General features: G+C 40.6%; 14 protein-coding genes and 4 pseudogenes. 11 read left to right on the plus strand and 7 right to left on the minus strand.

The window, feature by feature from the left end; genetic code table 11:
• The first annotated feature begins 36 nt into the window (after positions 1-36).
• The 6 genes and pseudogenes from KUH03_RS40360 (at position 37) to KUH03_RS40385 (ending at position 7,071) form a co-directional block, all read left to right on the plus strand.
• The gene (locus KUH03_RS40360; protein WP_257090222.1) at positions 37-417 is read left to right on the plus strand and encodes a hypothetical protein; all 381 of its coding nucleotides are present in this window, start codon (positions 37-39) and stop codon (positions 415-417) included.
• Positions 418-583: 166 nt separating this feature from the next.
• Complete coding sequence (locus KUH03_RS40365) at positions 584-1,003, plus strand: biotin/lipoyl-binding protein (RefSeq protein WP_257090223.1); 420 nt, start codon at positions 584-586, stop codon at positions 1,001-1,003.
• Positions 928-1,623 carry an efflux RND transporter periplasmic adaptor subunit gene (locus KUH03_RS40370; protein WP_257090224.1) on the plus strand — a complete coding sequence of 232 codons (696 nt, stop codon included), beginning with the start codon at positions 928-930 and terminating at the stop codon, positions 1,621-1,623. Before KUH03_RS40365 ends, KUH03_RS40370 begins: the two co-directional genes overlap by 76 nt.
• A 22-nt stretch (positions 1,624-1,645) precedes the next feature.
• Positions 1,646-4,803: pseudogene (locus KUH03_RS40375) on the plus strand (efflux RND transporter permease subunit).
• Positions 4,796-6,235 carry a TolC family protein gene (locus tag KUH03_RS40380; protein WP_257090225.1) on the plus strand — a complete coding sequence of 480 codons (1,440 nt, stop codon included), beginning with the start codon at positions 4,796-4,798 and terminating at the stop codon, positions 6,233-6,235. The pseudogene KUH03_RS40375 and the gene KUH03_RS40380 overlap by 8 nt, the downstream one beginning before the upstream one ends.
• 341 nt (positions 6,236-6,576) lie before the next feature.
• Positions 6,577-7,071, plus strand: a complete 495-nt coding sequence (locus KUH03_RS40385; RefSeq protein WP_257097796.1) for a Bax inhibitor-1 family protein — start codon at positions 6,577-6,579, stop codon at positions 7,069-7,071.
• 80 nt (positions 7,072-7,151) lie between these two features.
• Here KUH03_RS40385 and KUH03_RS40390 read toward each other — a convergent pair whose 3' ends face one another.
• The 7 genes from KUH03_RS40390 to KUH03_RS40420 form a co-directional block, all read right to left on the minus strand.
• Positions 7,152-7,634, minus strand: coding sequence for an SRPBCC family protein (locus tag KUH03_RS40390; protein WP_257090226.1), 483 nt, complete (start codon positions 7,632-7,634; stop codon positions 7,152-7,154).
• A 390-nt stretch (positions 7,635-8,024) separates the two neighbouring features.
• A complete protein-coding gene (locus tag KUH03_RS40395; RefSeq protein WP_257090227.1) occupies positions 8,025-8,315 on the minus strand; it encodes a carboxymuconolactone decarboxylase family protein in 291 nt (96 codons plus the stop codon).
• A gap of 128 nt (positions 8,316-8,443) precedes the next feature.
• Positions 8,444-8,809 (minus strand): VOC family protein, encoded by a 366-nt coding sequence (locus KUH03_RS40400; protein WP_077433996.1) that lies wholly within the window; start codon positions 8,807-8,809, stop codon positions 8,444-8,446.
• A 120-nt stretch (positions 8,810-8,929) separates the two neighbouring features.
• On the minus strand, positions 8,930-9,256 hold the full coding sequence (locus KUH03_RS40405; protein ID WP_257090229.1) for a glutaminase: 327 nt from the start codon (positions 9,254-9,256) through the stop codon (positions 8,930-8,932).
• Positions 9,235-9,894, minus strand: coding sequence for a glutaminase (locus KUH03_RS40410; RefSeq protein WP_257090230.1), 660 nt, complete (start codon positions 9,892-9,894; stop codon positions 9,235-9,237). The genes KUH03_RS40405 and KUH03_RS40410 overlap by 22 nt, the downstream gene beginning before the upstream one ends.
• Before the next feature lie 297 nt (positions 9,895-10,191).
• Entirely contained in the window at positions 10,192-10,686 is a 495-nt protein-coding gene (locus KUH03_RS40415) for a hypothetical protein (RefSeq protein WP_257090231.1), read from the minus strand.
• A 44-nt stretch (positions 10,687-10,730) separates the two neighbouring features.
• Complete coding sequence (locus tag KUH03_RS40420; protein ID WP_257090232.1) at positions 10,731-11,393, minus strand: family 10 glycosylhydrolase; 663 nt, start codon at positions 11,391-11,393, stop codon at positions 10,731-10,733.
• A gap of 481 nt (positions 11,394-11,874) precedes the next feature.
• Here KUH03_RS40420 and KUH03_RS40425 point away from each other — a divergent pair, with 481 nt between their 5' ends.
• The 5 genes and pseudogenes from KUH03_RS40425 to KUH03_RS40445 all read left to right on the plus strand — a co-directional run bounded on the left by KUH03_RS40425 (position 11,875) and on the right by KUH03_RS40445 (position 16,901).
• Positions 11,875-12,450, plus strand: coding sequence for an OprO/OprP family phosphate-selective porin (locus tag KUH03_RS40425; protein WP_257090233.1), 576 nt, complete (start codon positions 11,875-11,877; stop codon positions 12,448-12,450).
• A 435-nt stretch (positions 12,451-12,885) separates the two neighbouring features.
• Positions 12,886-13,771, plus strand: a pseudogene (locus KUH03_RS40430) (DASS family sodium-coupled anion symporter).
• Positions 13,772-13,808: 37 nt separating this feature from the next.
• A pseudogene (locus tag KUH03_RS40435) lies at positions 13,809-14,311 on the plus strand (anion permease).
• Positions 14,312-14,322: 11 nt separating this feature from the next.
• Positions 14,323-14,979 (plus strand): succinate dehydrogenase cytochrome b subunit, encoded by a 657-nt coding sequence (locus KUH03_RS40440; protein WP_257090234.1) that lies wholly within the window; start codon positions 14,323-14,325, stop codon positions 14,977-14,979.
• A gap of 10 nt (positions 14,980-14,989) precedes the next feature.
• Positions 14,990-16,901: pseudogene (locus KUH03_RS40445) on the plus strand (fumarate reductase/succinate dehydrogenase flavoprotein subunit).
• Positions 16,902-16,910 lie beyond the last annotated feature (9 nt).

Genomic DNA, 16,910 nt, shown 5'->3' on the forward strand with positions numbered 1-16,910 from the left:
GGGTTCCTATTGATTAGGAGCGGTAATAGCCATGCTGTGCTTAACGAATCTGATCGCCCTACGGTCAGTTTTATGTACCAGCACAATAATGCCAACCTGAAGGACAGGATTAATACGCTAAGTGTCCACATCGATCCTCTAATAGCTGGAAACTTACATGATGAGAACCCCGTTATCGAAGAGTTTAATAGTGAGAATTTTCAGTTGACCAAAGACCTCGAAGCAGCTTCTAATTTAGTCGCTTTATTGTTCTGTGCGGTTGTACTTTTTATCTTTGTATTTCGTTTTGCAAAAAGATTCCTTTTGCAATTTTGTCGCTTATTTACACCCCCAAAGGTATATTCTTCAACAAAACTGGAGAATTTAATAGCCAATCCCCGAAATAGCCCAACTTTATTTTCGTTGTATTCCGAATAATTCAGACTTTCATTGATAGACTAATGATTCTGTGTTCTTTTTGTATTACAATAATCTAAGGCTTAGGTTGTTTCAACTACCATATCAACAAACAATCAAACTTATTTTTAATTAGACGCTTACAAATGAAAAGAGTATTTATGCTCGTTAATTTGGCTATGGTATTATGCCAAATTGGGTGTACTTCAAAAAGGAAGAGAAAGAAGAAAAGGAAAAATTCAATGTTACCTCTCCTGTACAGGTGGATACAACAATCCGTAAGGATTTTGTTTCTCAGATTAAATCTTTTCGTAATATCGAATTACGTGCACAGGAGAAAGGATACCTGGAGCAGATTTTTGTCGACGAGGGACAATTTGTGCACAAAGGACAGCTTCTGTTTCGCATTATGCCCAAAATGTATGAAGCAGAGTTTAGAAAATCTATGGCGGAAGTGAATGTTGCCGAGATTGAAGTGCAGAACACCAAGAGCTTAGCCGATAAAAATGTCGTATCCCCAACGAACTTGCGATGGCGAAAGCAAAACTGGAGCAAGCCAAGGCGGCTTCCGCAATTGCCAAACTGCACCTTTCTTTTACAGAAATAAGAGCTCCATTTGATGGTACAATTGACCGTATCCCGCTAAAATTAGGAAGTTTGGTGGATGAGGGCGAGTTATTGACAAGCCTCTCCGACAATAGCCAAATGCTGGTATACTTCAATGTGTCGGAACCAGAGTACCTGAATTATCAGACAAACGTGAGTAAACGCGGAGATACCCATGTTGGATTATTGCTTGCCAATAACGAATTGCTTCCAGAACATGGTGTGGTTGAAACCATAGAGAGTGAATTTGACAGCGAAACTGGTAACATTGCCTTTAGGGCGAGATTTCCAAATCCCAATCGATTATTGAAACATGGTGAAAGTGGTAAAGTCGTTATGAATTTTCCATTGAAGCAGGCATTGATTATTCCACAAAAGGCAACCTACGAGTTACAGGACCGGAAATATGTTTATGTCGTGGATAAAGCAGGCAAGTTAAAAGCGCGTTATATCACAATTAGCAATTCCCTTCCTGACCTTTATGTGGTCAGCAGTGGACTTCAAAAAGATGATAAATTCCTATTGGACGGTATACAGAAAGTGAAAGAGGATGAAAAGATCAACTACAGTTTTGTTCAGCCTAAAGATGCCATTTCTAATTTGAAGTTAAAAACAGAATAAATCTCCATACTCTTAAATTACTATGTTTAGTCGTTTTATAAATAGACCTGTACTTTCGATTGTTATATCGTTGATCATTGTGTTTCTGGGGTTCTTTCGATGGTACAACTTCCAGTAACTCAATTTCCATCCATATCGCCACCTAAAGTAAACATTACAGCAGAATACCCGGGTGCGAATGGGGAACTCATGATAAAATCTGTTATCATTCCGCTTGAGCGCGCCATCAATGGGGTTCCGGGAATGAAATATATGGCTTCAGATGCCGGTAACGATGGTGAAGCCAGCATACAGGTGGTATTCAATCTAGGTACAGATCCAAATCAAGCTTCATTGAACGTGCAGAACCGCGTGGCTTCTGTTGTTAATAAGCTTCCACCTATCGTTGTACGCGAGGGGTGAAAATTACAAGGGAAGAATCCAATATGTTGATGTATATCAACCTATATAGCAAGGATAAAGACCTTGATGGAAACTTTATGTATAACTACGCCGATATGAATATCGTTTCAGAATTGAGACGTGTAGACGGAGTTGGGGTTGCGAATATTCTTGGAACACGGGAATTGGCGATGCGGATCTGGTTAAAACCTGATCGCATGACCGCCTATAAAATATCCGCTGAGGAGGTGATGAAAGCTCTGTCAGAGCAAAGTTTGGAAGCATCTCCGGGCAAGGCCGGCGAGTCTTCCGGGATTACTTCACAGTCTTTTGAATATGTCCTGAAATATCCGGGGCGTTTCACAACAACAGGAGGCTATGGTAATATCGTATTACGCACAAATGCAAACGGTGAAATGTTGCGCTTGCGCGATGTTGCCGATATTAAATTTGGATCCGCCATGTATGATATTTATTCTACCTTGAATGGGAAGCCCTCTGCCGCTATTGTCCTGAAACAATCCTATGGTAGCAATGCTTCTCAGGTAATTCAGGATGTTAAAAATAAAATGAAGGAACTAAAGTCTTCTTTTCCGAAAGGACTGGATTACGAAATCAGTTATGATGTTTCTAAATTTTGGATGCTTCCATGGAAAAAGTTATCCATACCTTAATTGAAGCCTTTATACTGGTGGCGATTGTTGTCTTTTTATTCCTTGGGGACTGGCGGTCTACTTTGATTCCAACCATTGCCGTACCGGTTTCCTTAGTGGGATCGTTCCTGTTTATGCAGTTTTTGGTATCACAATCAACCTGATCACACTATTTGCCCTGGTATTGGCAATTGGTGTCGTTGTGGATGATGCCATTGTCGTCATCGAAGCCGTACACGCCAAGATGGAGGAATTGCATATTTCAGCCTATAAGGCAACGAAGAAAGCGATGCATGAAATCAGCGGTGCTATTATCGCTATTACATTTCTGATGGCGGCCGTATTTATTCCTGTTGCGTTTATGTCGGGGCCTGTCGGTATTTTTTACCGCCAGTTCTCCATCACGATGGCGACATCTATTATCCTTTCCGGTGTAGTTGCATTGACCTTGACACCAGCGTTGTGTGCGATTATGCTTAAGAACAATCATGGAAAACCTCGTAAGAAATCTATCGTGGACAAATTTTTGGATGCGTTCAATAGATTGTTTGATAAGATGTCCAACAAATATGTTTTCTTACTGAAAGGTATCGTTGACAAGCGTCTCTTTACTTTTGTGGTATTGATCGGATTCTGTATTGGCGCTTACTTTTTAAATAATTCCGTGCCAGCAGGCTTTATTCCAAACGAGGATCAGGGGATGATTTATGCCATTATCCAAACGCCACCGGGATCGACCTTAGAACGGACAAATCTGGCCGCTCAAACTTTGCAGAAGGAGGCGGAGGACATCGATGGTGTACAATCCGTTTCTTCATTGGCCGGTTACGAAATATTGACTGAGGGAACTGGTGCGAATACCGGAACCTGTCTGATCAATTTAAAAAGTTGGGAAGAGCGTAAGGAATCCTCGCAGGAAATTATCGAACAGCTGGAAAATGCAGCGAAAAATATCCCTGGGGCTTCCATCGAGTTTTTCCAGCCACCGGCAGTACCGGGATATGGTGCCGCAGGGGGATTTGAGTTGCGGCTTTTGGATAAAGCGGGCTCCGGTGACTATAAGAAAATGGAGACCGTAAGTAAGGATTTTGTCCGTGAATTGAATAAGCAACCGGAGTTGTCCTCAGTTTTTACATTTTATAGTGCTAGTTTTCCGCAGTACATGCTCCATATCGACAATGATATGGCTCAATTAAAAGGGGTGACTATTGACAATGCCCTAAATACGCTTTCTACGCTGGTGGGGAGTAACTACGAAACCAATTTCATTAAGTATGACCGGCAATATAAGGTCATGGTACAGGCATTACCGCAGTATCGGGCTCTTCCTGAAGATATCTTGAAATTATATGTAAAAAATGATAAGGATGAGATGGTGCCTTTTTCGGCTTTTATGCATATGGAAAAGGTATATGGACTCTCCGAGATCACGCGTCACAATATGTACATGGCTTCTGAAATTTCAGGTTCTGCTGCTCCTGGATATAGTAGCGGTGAGGCTATTGAAGTGATCAATGCTGTCGCTGCGAAAACCTTACCACAGGGCTATGGTATTGATTGGGCTGGTATCTCCAAAGATCAGGTGGGACGTGGTAATCAAGCGATCTATATCTTTTGATCTGTTTAGGCTTTGTTTATCTTATTCTTTCTGCACAATACGAAAGCTTTATCATGCCATTTGCGGTTCTGTTATCATTGCCAATTGGTATTTTTGGAGCTTTTTCCTACTCAAAGTTCTAGGACTGGAAAACAACATCTATGCACAGGTGGCCTTGGTCATGCTCATTGGATTATTGGGTAAGAACGCGGTTTTAATTGTTGAGTTTGCCACACAACGACATGCGCAGGGACTCAGTATCATCGAAGCCGCTTTGGAAGGAGCCAAGGTGAGGTTTAGACCCATCTTAATGACATCATTTGCGTTTATTGCAGGTCTGATTCCATTGGTAATGGCTTCTGGGCCAGGAGCGATCGGCAACCGGACCATTGGTACTGCAGCGGCAGGAGGGATGTTGTTTGGAACTGTCTTTGGTATCCTTGTCATACCGGGGCTCTACTTTATTTTGGAACAATCGCTTCCAAACGTAAACTTATCAAACATGAAGATGAAAATCCATTAACTGAAGAAATCGATAACAATGGCTAGTCAAACAAATAAATATTGGGTAGTAGGGGTTTTGCTGTCCGCAGCAATGACAGGCTGTAAGGTTCCTAAAGCGACTCAGATTCAGGAAAACAAGCAAGTGCCACAGGAATTTGCTGAAGCACTTGCACAGGACACAACGAATTCGGCCAATATGAAGTGGCGTGATTTTTTTAGTGATCCTAATTTAGTTGCTTTAATTGATACGGCATTAAAAAATAATCAGGAGCTGAATGTGACCTTGCAAGAATTGGCTATTGCCAAGAATGATATTTTGCTGCGAAAAGGTGCATTGAAACCGAGTGTGGGTTTACGTGCCGGCGGCGGTGTGGAGAAGGTCGGGCGCTATACAAGCCAGGGAGCTGGGGATGCCAGTACGGAGATCGCGCCAGGGAAGGAAATGCCCGATCCACTGGGTGATCTAAAGATAGGTGCCTATGCAAGCTGGGAAATCGACGTCTGGAAAAAACTGAAAGATTCTGAACAGGCTGCATTGAACAGGTATCTTGCTACGGTGGAAGGTAAAAACTTTGTCCTGAGCAGTCTTATCGCTGAGGTTGCACGATCTTACTATGAATTGTTGGCTTTGGATAACCAGCTAACGATTATCAAACAGAATATCGAGTTGCAGGACAATGCACTGGAGGTCATAAAACTACAGAAGCAGGCGGCGCGTGTGACAGAACTTGCTGTTCAAAAATTCCAGGCAGAAGTATTAAAAACCAAAGGAATGGAATTTGAGACACGCCAGCAGATTAAGGAAACTGAAAACCGAATTAATTTCCTTTTAGGACGTTTTCCACAGGAAATCAAACGTGATAAAAGTAGCTTCGTGGATATGGTACCTGCGAAAGTACAAACGGGGATACCGAGTCAACTCCTGAGCAATAGACCTGATATCCGTGAGGCTGAATATGAACTTGCTGCTGCAAAATTGGATGTACAGATTGCGCGGAAGGAATTCTATCCTTCCTTGGAAATATCGGCTGCGCTGGGCCTGCAAGCTTTTAAGCCATCCTATTTGTTTAAAATGCCCGAATCGATGTTGTACAACATAATAGGAGAGTTGGCAGCTCCGTTGTTAAACAAAAATGGATTGAAAGCGGAATTCAATACCGCAAATTCGAAGCAGATACAGGCAGTCTATAATTATGAGAAGGCAATTTTAAATGCCTATTTGGAAGTGTCTACCCAACTGTCTAATATCGAAAACCTCGGCAAGAGTTATGATTTCAAAACCAAGGAAGTTGAAGTGCTCAATAATTCTGTGACGGTATCAGACGATCTGTTTAAGTCGGCACGTGCTGATTATATGGAAGTGCTGATGACTCAGCGCGATGTATTGGATTCAAAACTTGAATTGATAGAAACTAAGAAGCAACAGCTTAATGCTGTTGTGAATATCTACAAAGATTTGGGAGGAGGCTGGAAATAAGTTGTTTGTTTGAATGGACCCTGCTAGGCGGGGTCCTCTTTTTTTGTATCAATGCGAGGTAATTCGATAGGCTCTGCTTAAATTATTTCTTGTGAAAATCGAATTAATGCTTATTTTTAATGTATATTAATACATCTTATTTAACTGTTTTATGGAATCACAAGAGTATTTACTTGTTAACGATGAGGCTGAAAGGGCGTTTTTTACAAAAAAACTTATCTTCATGTTGCCCTTTCTATTTTAGCATTTATCGTTTTAGAAACCCTATTGATAAAATTAGTTCCTTATGATTTTATTGTATGGATGGTCAGTGGGAAGTTTATTTGGTTGTTTCTCCTCGGATGTTTCTGGTTGGGAGCTTCATTGTCTTCTCGATGGACATTAGCGCAGAGTCGTCAGACCCAGTATCTTGGACTGGCATTTTACATTGTATTGAAGCTATTATTTTCCTGCCAATAATTTTTATTGCCGCTTCGATGACTGATGGTGCGGGCTTGCTTTACCAGGCAAGTATAATGACGCTGGCCTTGTTTACAGCACTTACAGCAGTTGCTTTTATGTCAAATAAGGATTTCTCTTTTCTGAAAAACATCCTTGTTATTGGTGGCTTCCTAGCATTGGGTGCCATTGTCGCGGGCGCATTATTTGGATTTCAATTGGGACTTTGGTTTTCTATCATCATGGTGTTGATTGCTTCAGGAAGCATTTTGTACCAAACGCAAAGTCTGAAATATAATTACGGCAATGAACAATATGTAGGGGCAGCATTACAGCTATTTTCTTCTATCATGTTGTTGTTTTGGTATATTTTACGTATTCTGATGAGTCGTCGTTAATTCAATTCGTTTTTTTGAAGAAAAGGTATTTAAAGATCATTTGATTATGCTTTAAATACCTTTTTTTATGATGTATGAAGCTATTTCAAGACATCTTTTAAGTTTTTGAGTCCTTGGTCAAAATCCTTATCCATATTCATAAATAGGCTCATTAGATTCCAGGGGTAAGGTGATTTACCGGTAATACCCCAGGTTACCGATGTCTGATTGGGCGATATTTCTTTCAGCTTAAAATACCCTTTTGACGGTTCGCCGAATCCAAAGTCAAGTGATGTTTCGATCGTTTCTCCATCTACGATGCGCGTAATGGTTTGTGAACCTTTTCCAACTTTCTTGCCATCCCAACTGTATTTAAATCCAACCTGACCATCGGTGCCCTGTTCGGATTTCTTCATTTGTGGATCGGAAAGTTGCCATACCCCAAAGTGATCTTGATTTCGAAGCATTTTCACATAGTTGAAGACCTCCTGTTTAGGTTTGTCAATGGTAATCTCACTTTTAGCATCAAAATCCTTAGGAACAAAAAGTGCCACAATTAAGGGAATGGCAATGAGAATAACCAAAACAATTAAAATTTTTTAACGATTTTCATTTTTCTGAGTTTAATTGGTTTAATAAACTTTTTCGGATTAAAGATAGCTGATTAATGCGATTTGCGGGATGGTAGATTTAAGATTTTATCGACTAGTTATTTTAAACGAAAATGGGGCCGTTCGCGTTGGACTGACCCCATTTTTATAGATTCATTTACATCCCAACGGGAGCGATTGAATTCGCATCCTAGCGGGTATGTCCGGGGTCTACCTACTTTAATAATTCTAAATGTGTGCTTATACCAATTCTATTCCATGAATTGATTGTGATAATAGCGATAATGATCTGTGCAAGTTGTTTTTCGTCAAATAGTTTCTTCGCTTTTTGATAAGTTTCCTCCGTCAGGCCCTGTTGATGAATTAGGTAATCTCCTCAGTCATCTCCAATAAAACCTGTTCTTCGGCATTAAATAATTCGGTCTCACGCCAAGCGTTCAGCAAGAATATACGCTGGGGAGTTTCACCATACTTTAATGCATCTTTGGTGTGCATGTCAAGGCAAAAAGCACATCCATTAATTTGGGATGCTCTTATTTTAATAAGCTCTTTCTGGACAGGGGTAAGAAAGGTATTAGCGAGGTAGGTTTCTAAACCCATCATCGCTTTATAAGCTGTTGCATCTACTTTTGCAATATTTAATCGTGCTGTCATTGTTTTATATTTTGATACTACAAAGTTGCAGGAAAGATTGAATAATAAACTTAAACTGGTTTAAGAAAGCACATGTCAAATGAACATCTGTTAAATCAAACCAACGCATGTAGTTACGGAAGAACTTCTTATTCTGAAATAATCAGGTAATAATTGTCAGGATCCCGGAGGATAAACTGATTTCTTAATGAATTTTCATTGTAGTGAATTTCTTTTTCGAACATGGCATCGAGTTTGGTGGCATTTTCAAACACTTCCTGGAGATTATCTACCCGAAAGAATAGGATTAGACCATTTCCGGCATTTTTGGGTTGGAGCATGGTGGGATGTGCGTGTTCACCCCATTTGTGAAGGCATAAAATTACATTGTTTTCAACTGTTAGAATTTCAAAAGTCTCGCCACCATGTTCGCTGGTACAACCTAGCAAATCCTGGTAAAAGGTTGAACTTTTAGAAACACTTTCCACAGCGATTATTGTTTCTGTTCTTACCATTGGTTTATTTTTGGTATTTTAATTTATTCCTAGGCCTGCATATAGCTATGCAGACTTAGGAATTAACAAGCAAAACAGGGATTCGGTTTTGCAACGATTTAATTTATGCTATTTGATCTGTTAATCAAATAGGCTCAGATGTTTGGCATTCACCAGATCTAGGATCATATGATAACCTGCCAGTGAGTTGCCGTGTTGGTCTAAAGCCGGACTGAAAGCCCCTATTCCCATATTACGGGGAACACTGACAGCGATTCCTCCGCCCACACCGGATTTACTCGGTAGCCCAACCGTACGGGCATATTCACCACTGAATTCGTACATGCCGGCAATCAGCATTTGTGACTGAATAAGCTGTGATAGATTAGGATCTTGAAATTGTTTGTTTCCATCATAACGGACACAGTGATTGGCAAAAAAATAGCCTATTTTGGCAAGATCTTCCACTGTGATTTCGATGGAACATTGTTTAAAGTAATTATTGAGCTTTTCTTCCCTTCACCATCAATTAACCCATTATTTCGCATAATGTAGAACATACCGCGATTCCGATGACCAGTTTCTCTTTCTGAGTTATATACCGCATGGCTATAATCTATCTGTTCATTGTTTGTAATGAAACGAATCATCTTAAGGATTTTAGCAAAGGGTTCTTCAGCATTCCCTTTAATAAGGGCTGTGGTCAATATAGCACCTGCATTCATCATGGGGTTAAGCGGTTTACCCATTGTTTCTAAATTGCCAAAGTGATTGAAAGGTTTGTCGGTTCCAAAATATCCCATTTTCTCAAAAACAGCTTTTTCACCACTTTCCTGTACCGCGATCATCAACGCAATTATTTTTGATATACTTTGAATCGTAAATTTTTGATGTATATCTCCGGCACTTACCAGAGTACCATCGTTATTTACAACAGATAGTGCAATGGATTGTGCATTTGCTTTGCCCAGTTCTGGAATGTAATCTGCTACTTTTCCCAGTTTAAAGCGCTGACTATTCTTTTCAAGAATGCTATTTAATGTTGCTTGATCTATCTTTTTGCATCCTTTACCGTTGCGGTACTTGTCGTCTGCTGCGCCTGGCACACATCTATTCGCCCTGTATAGCTTAGGACAAGTAAAGCTGTTATCAAACCAAAAGTTTTATTCATGTCTTCAATCTATTTATGAAAGTCCAAAGATAGGAAAGTATCGATACTTTAGCTGTTCGAGGGTGCAGGATCAACATTCCAGCCCGAAAGTATGTCACCATAGAAAAAGAAAGTTACATAAAAGTTTTTGTTACTGACCTTATCCTTTACAAGATATTTTTTGTGACATCGTATGCATCAACTTGCTTATACTTAGATAATACCACAGGATTTGCTGCCGGATTTTCCGCTTTTACCATGTCTTGAATTTTTGGGTGATCAATTTCATGATGCCAGCTTTCTTAAAAGGGTCGTTTTCTACCTTATTGGTTGAAATACGAGGTAAGGTTCCATTGTTTTTTTCTTTTTTGGATTTAGCGGCTGTCGTATAGGCCCTGAAGCGCTCTTTAATCTTTGGATCTTGGAGACTGTGTATGGTGAAAATAGAGATTCCCTGAGCACCATTATTTAAAGCCTCATCCATATCGACAAACATTTCATCATTGTTTTTAGCCATCAATCCGCAGTACAGAGTGGTATTCGCAGCCTTATCTCTGACATTTTCTAGGGTACAATCTTTTATAAAGCTTGGATCCTCGGTGTAAAAGTTGCTATATACCATAGGGAATACAACGTCCAGTTTCCATTTACCCCAATCTTGACGAACCATTCTTGAAGCCATTTTTGGTGTAGGAAAAGGCGAGGCTGCCATAGTCTTTCCATGACTGTGGACAACTTCAGCAATCATATTAGCGATGTCAGTGATCTGATCACAACGAAACTGTCTCCATTTTAGATCTTTTGATGGGTCTTTTTGTGTCCTTGGATCATAACCATATTGTTTTTGAATTTTTCTATGGCAATGGGGTGATATCCATAATCCCACGCTGGGTATTCGCGATCCTGAACGATATTATACTTTGGCCACAAAGTGGTTGGTAATACAACATCTACATAGCGGTTGTAGTCTATTGATATACCATCGAGCCCTTCAACTTCGCAATAGGACTGGATTTTTTGTTTAATATATTCTTTTACTCCTGGTACAACGGGTGATAGGAACTTGTAGTAGCCAACATACGCAGTGGTATCAGCCAGACTTTTTCCATTTCTATTAACACTAAACCAGTCTGGATGTTCTTTTAGGATCTTGTCCCGATCATGCTCTAGGTTCATCGTCCAAAGCCAGGCGATCACCTGTATTCCATATTTCTTTGCAATAGGAATGGCGACTCTATATTCATCAGGACTGGCTGCATTTAGCATGACCCCATCAATACCCAGGTAATTCATCTCACGGCAGATGGAATCAAAATTTGTAGTTGGATTATAATCTAGCCAAGTCCAAAACATTGCCGGCTTCTCCCGCTCCGCTGCTTTGGAGACAGGAATGAAAAACCCATAGATAATTAGTACGAGGCAAATACAGCATTTTCTGATTAATTGTTCTTTCATATGATTTATTGATTCTAAAATTTATCTATAATTTGTTCTTTGGATATTTAGTATTTGTTTGAATCTTGAAATTTTTACTAATTCAAAGATTGAAATCTGGATATATTCAACCGTGAAAATACACAAAAACGCGGAATTTAATCAATTTGAACTCTCTGGGAGGAAACTTTCTTTTAGTTACAAAATTTATTAGAGAATTAAAACTATTCACCCGTTTAGATGTTACTAGAGAAAGAATAAATTATAATATACATTATTGACATTGAAAAGTGCGCTGGGCTACTGGCGAATAGATAATTGTTTTAGATATGAGGAAACTTTACATTCCAATTTCTGTCTTATACTTATTGCTATACACGACTGTAAAAGGACAAGAACCGGGGCCAGTTGAGCCGATAAAAAGAGATTCTGTACAGCAAATCAAAGAAGAAATCACCTATCCCAAACTGCAGATAAAGGGTCTTTTCAGGCGCGGTACCTTGTGAGCACAACTAAAGATGTTGACGTGAACGGGCTTCACCATAGTGATGGTTCTGGAACGGACAATAATTTTATGGTGAAGTATATGCGGGTGCAGATGCGTGCACAGATCAGTAAGCGAACTGAAGTAGCAGTCCTTGCCAATTTAGCTGATTTTAAAAGTGACCCAAAAACAAAGGTACTTGAAAATGCGTATTTAAAATATACGTTTAGCCCTAAGCTGGCCATTACAGTTGGTCAGTTTCGACCTTGGTTTGGCATTGAGGAAACTTATCCAATAGATATTATTAAATCGTTGGATTGGTCAAATCAATATCTTGAATTTGGCAAATTGGGTTGGGCGAGTTTTCAGATTGGAATGGCAGCAACAGGGGAGGTCAATTTAGGAGATATGCCGTTTAGTTATTCTTTTTCCGTAGTCAATGGAAATGGTAAAAACCAAGTCGTCGACAATGATAATGGAAAGCAATATTCAACACGCTTGGTATTTGGGCTTTCAAAAAAATATGGGGTCAATCTTGGGCTAAATGGCGGTGTGGGTGAGGTTATGAAAAAGCAAGTACATGCACTGGGGTAGATCTGAGTGGAAACGTAGATTTTGGGAAACGTTGGAACCTGGATATGCAACTGGAAGCAAAACAGGCTATCAATCATAACTTATATTATGCATTGGATGAGGGGCGCGTACTTCAAAATTAAGTGACTACCTCGTTCGCGGTATCTATTTTCTGCCGAATTTAAGGTATGAAGTCAACTATTATAACCTCAGTGCATTTGAGCTTTCCTGTCGTTATGAGTATATCGACCCAAATTATAAGTTAAATGCAAATGCAAGGCAAACTTTTACGCCAATGTTTGGTCTGGAGTTTTTGAAAAATTATGGTGCGCGGATACAGCTTGGTCTTCAACTCGATCGCTATAAGAAGCAGACTCAGAATACCAATGAATACAATAAAAACTTATTTATCGTACAAGTACAAAGTAGATTCTAATCTTTTAAACCTCAATTATTATGAAGGAAATTAGTATCAAAAATGTTGCCATCACTTTTATTGTTGCGCTCATTTTGTGGTTTATTCCAGTTCCTAAGGGCGTTAGTCCTGAAGCTTGGCATTTGTTTGCCATATTTGCTGCGACCATACTCGGGATCATTCTGAAGGCGGCGCCAATGGGTACCATGTGTATGATGGCGATTGGATTTACGGCGCTTACACAGGTTTTAGCTCCCGGAGATGCGGGTAAATCTATTACGAAAGCGTTGACCGGCTTTGGGGATAAGGTTATCTGGCTTATAGGGATATCGTTTTTATCGCACGCGGGTTTATCAAAACGGGCTTAGGCAATCGTATTGCATTTCTTTTTATTCGAGTTTTTGGAAAAAGTTCACTTGGACTGGCCTATGGTCTAGGTTTGGCTGACGTGTGTCTGGCACCCGCGATACCTAGTAATACGGCCAGAGGTGGCGGTATCATTTACCCGATTATGAAATCTATGGCCATCAGTTTTGATTCTGTTCCAGACAAACCAGAGACGCATCGAAAGCTGGGATCCTATCTGACACTGAATAGCTACTACATGAATTTGATTGCCTCCTCCATGTTTTTAACCGGAACAGCGAGCAACCCGATGTGTCAAAAGTTTGCTGCTAATCTAGGGATTGATATTACGTGGATGTCTTGGGCCGTTGCAGGCTTTGTTCCGGGCATCGTTGCTTTTTTGTTGTTCCACTTGTACTTTATAAACTGTATCCACCTGAACTAAAAAAGACGGGTGATGCACCCAAAATGGCGGCGGAAAAATTAAAAGAGATGGGCCCCATATCCAGAAATGAGTGGTTGATGTTATTGGCATTTTTATACTTCTGGCGCTTTGGATTTTGGAGGTTCGCTGTCGATTGATGCGACTACAACTGCATTTATTGGATTGACTTTGCTTTTGCTGACTTCGGTGCTAACCTGGGAGGATGTAAAAGCGGAGAAGGGCGCTTGGGATACCATTGTTTGGTTTGCCGTTTTGGTCATGATGGCCAGTTCGCTGAATGAACTTGGATTTATAGGTTGGTTTAGTGATTTGATCAAGGTACAGATTGGCGGGCTGAGTTGGCAGATCGCATTCCCGTAATTGTTTTGGTGTATTTCTTTAGCCATTACATCTTTGCGAGCGCTACAGCTCACGTTGCCGCAATGTATGCTGCATTATTGGGAGTGGGTGTATCATTAGGCATCCCGCCCATGTTGTTGGCCATGATGCTTGGGTTTCTGGGCTCCATCTATGGCGTGTTAACACATTATGGTCATGGTCCGGCACCCGTATTCTTCGGTAGCGGTTATGTTGATCTTAAGTCCTGGTGGTTGCGGGGTCTGGAAATCGGGATTGTGCTGCTGATTATCTATATGGGTGTAGGTGGTTTATGGATGAAAGTTATTGGTTATTATTAAATAAAAGGCTTATGTTATCGACCTTATCAAAGAAAATACTTATGTGCTTAACGGGGTTATTTCTCGCTTTCTTTTTGCTTATCCATTTTCTGGGAAATTTGCAGCTATTTTTACCTCAGGAGCAGGCACATTTACAGTTTAATGCCTATTCACACTTTCTCTCTGGAAACATCTTGATTAAAATTGTTTCCTATGTTCTTTATCTGAGTATTATACTGCATGCGATCGACGGATTGGCCATTACTATAAAGAATAAAAAAACAGGCGGGGAATATCAGTCAGACCAGCGTGGACGGGCAAGCAAATGGTATTCCCGAAATATGGGAATTCTGGGTACACTTATTCTGATATTTTTGGTTATCCACTTTCAAAATTTTTGGTACGTATATAAGTTTGGAGCTCCACCACTGGATGCAAAAGGAAATAAGGATCTCTATGTATTGGTTATTGCAGTGTTTCAACAATGGTGGTATGTGCTTATTTATGTTTTGTCCATGGTAGCCTTATGTTATCATCTTATCCATGGGATTCATAGTGCGGTGAGAACCCTCGGACTGTATCATCCAAAATTTGTCCATTGGTTTAAGGTAATTGGTACAACCTACTCCATTGTCATCAGCATAGGGTTTGCCTTAATGCCAATTTATATATTTTTTACTGTTAACTAAAGGCGAAGACATGACTTTAAACTCAAAAATACCAGCGGGACCTTTGGAGCAAAAGTGGACACGCTATAAAAAAACTGCAAAGCTTGTTAACCCCGCCAATCGCAAAAAATTGGATGTCATTGTTGTGGGGACGGGCCTGGCGGGAAGCTCAATAGCGGCATCTCTTGGCGAAATGGGCTATCAGGTCAAATCATTCTGTTTTCAGGACAGTCCCCGAAGAGCCCATTCTGTAGCAGCCCAAGGGGAGTTAATGCTGCCAAAAATTATAAGAATGATGGCGATAGTGTCTATCGTATGTTTGTGGATACTTTAAAAGGGGGCGATTTTCGTGCGCGTGAAGCTAACGTCTATCGAATGGCTGAATGTTCGTTGAATTTGATAGATCAGGCGGTGGCGCAAGGTGTTCCCTTTGGACGTGAATATGGGGATATCTGAACAATCGCTCTTTTGGTGGGGTTCAGGTGAGTCGAACATTCTACGCAAGGGGCAGACCGGACAGCAGCTGCTATTGGGAGCTTATCAGGCCTTGATGCGGCAGGTCGGTAAAAAAACTGTTCAGCTCTTTTCCCGCCATGAGATGTTGGATGTTGTTGTCATCGATGGGAAAGTGCGTGGTATTATTGTTCGCAATTTAGATACTGGAGAGATTGAACGACATGCTGCACATGCTGTTATACTTGCAACGGGTGGATACGGCAAAATCTATTATCTATCTACCTTAGCAATGGGTTGTAACGGATCGGCAATTTGGCGGGCACATAAAAAAGGGGCATTGATGGCATCCCCAAGTTGGATTCAGGTTCATCCGACCTCTTTACCGCAATCAGGCGATTATCAATCCAAGCTGACGTTGATGTCAGAATCCTTACGTAATGATGGTCGCATTTGGGTTCCATTAAAACAGGATGAAAACAGAGCGGCCAATGATATCCCAGAAGAAGATCGAGATTATTACCTTGAACGTCGATACCCCGCATTCGGGAATCTTGCACCGCGGATATATCCTCTAGAGCGGCCAAGGAGCGGATTGACGCTGGTTTTGGTATAGGTCCTTTAAAAATGCCGTCTACCTTGACTTTGCGAAAGCAATCAAGGAACAGGGGAAGCAAAAAATTGAAGAGAAATATGGTAATCTCTTTGATATGTACCATAAAATAACGGGCTATGATGCGTATTCTGAACCGATGATGATATCACCCTCGGCCCATTTTTCGATGGGCGGACTTTGGGTTGATTACGAGCTGATGACCACCTTGCCAGGGCTATTTGCACTTGGTGAAGCTAATTTTGCCGATCATGGCGCTAATCGCTTAGGGGCAAATTCGTTGCTTCAAGCTTCAGTGGACGGTTATTTTATTGCGCCTTATACCATCGCCAATTATTTATCGAATGAAATTCACACCGGAAAGATTTCTACAGATCATGCGGAGTTTGAAAAGGCAGAGTTAGCGGTTAGAAAGCAAATTGATGAATTATTACAGATTAAGGGTAATAAAACCGTCGATTATTTCCACAAAACACTTGGGAAGCTGTTGTATGATTATTGCGGTCTCGCTAGAAATGAGCAGGGACTTAAATATGCAATAGTGGAAATCAAGAAGCTTAAGCAGGAATTTTATAGCAATGTTATGGTTAGTGGGCAACTAAATTCATTAAATACGGAATTAGAAAAAGCTGGACGTGTTGCAGACTATTTTGAAATCGGTGAATTGATGTGCTATGATGCGTTGACCCGTGAAGAATCCTGTGGCGCACATTTTAGGGAAGAATACCAAACAGCGGATGGAGAAGCGCTGAGAAATGATGCTGAATTTCAATTTATCTCCGCCTGGGCCTGGAAAGGAGAAGGGGAAGAACCTGAATTGATCAAAGAACCATTGACTTTCGAAGAAATACAACCTACCGTAAGAAGCTACAAATAAAATGAACAA

The sequence above is a fragment of the Sphingobacterium sp. E70 genome (assembly GCF_019285695.1).
In the GTDB taxonomy this organism is placed as follows: Bacteria; Bacteroidota; Bacteroidia; order Sphingobacteriales; family Sphingobacteriaceae; genus Sphingobacterium; species Sphingobacterium detergens.

Bases quoted from the DNA above. Each gene is read 5' to 3' on its own strand.
- KUH03_RS40365 (WP_257090223.1), top strand. From the start codon at position 584: ATGCCAAATTGGGTGTACTTCAAAAAGGAAGAGAAAGAAGAAAAGGAA.
- KUH03_RS40370 (WP_257090224.1), top strand. From the start codon at position 928: ATGGCGAAAGCAAAACTGGAGCAAGCCAAGGCGGCTTCCGCAATTGCC.
- KUH03_RS40380 (WP_257090225.1), top strand. From the start codon at position 4,796: ATGGCTAGTCAAACAAATAAATATTGGGTAGTAGGGGTTTTGCTGTCC.
- KUH03_RS40385 (WP_257097796.1), top strand. From the start codon at position 6,577: ATGTTTCTGGTTGGGAGCTTCATTGTCTTCTCGATGGACATTAGCGCA.
- KUH03_RS40395 (WP_257090227.1), bottom strand. From the start codon at position 8,315: ATGACAGCACGATTAAATATTGCAAAAGTAGATGCAACAGCTTATAAA.
- KUH03_RS40400 (WP_077433996.1), bottom strand. From the start codon at position 8,809: ATGGTAAGAACAGAAACAATAATCGCTGTGGAAAGTGTTTCTAAAAGT.
- KUH03_RS40415 (WP_257090231.1), bottom strand. From the start codon at position 10,686: ATGATTGCTGAAGTTGTCCACAGTCATGGAAAGACTATGGCAGCCTCG.
- KUH03_RS40420 (WP_257090232.1), bottom strand. From the start codon at position 11,393: ATGAAAGAACAATTAATCAGAAAATGCTGTATTTGCCTCGTACTAATT.
- KUH03_RS40440 (WP_257090234.1), top strand. From the start codon at position 14,323: ATGTTATCGACCTTATCAAAGAAAATACTTATGTGCTTAACGGGGTTA.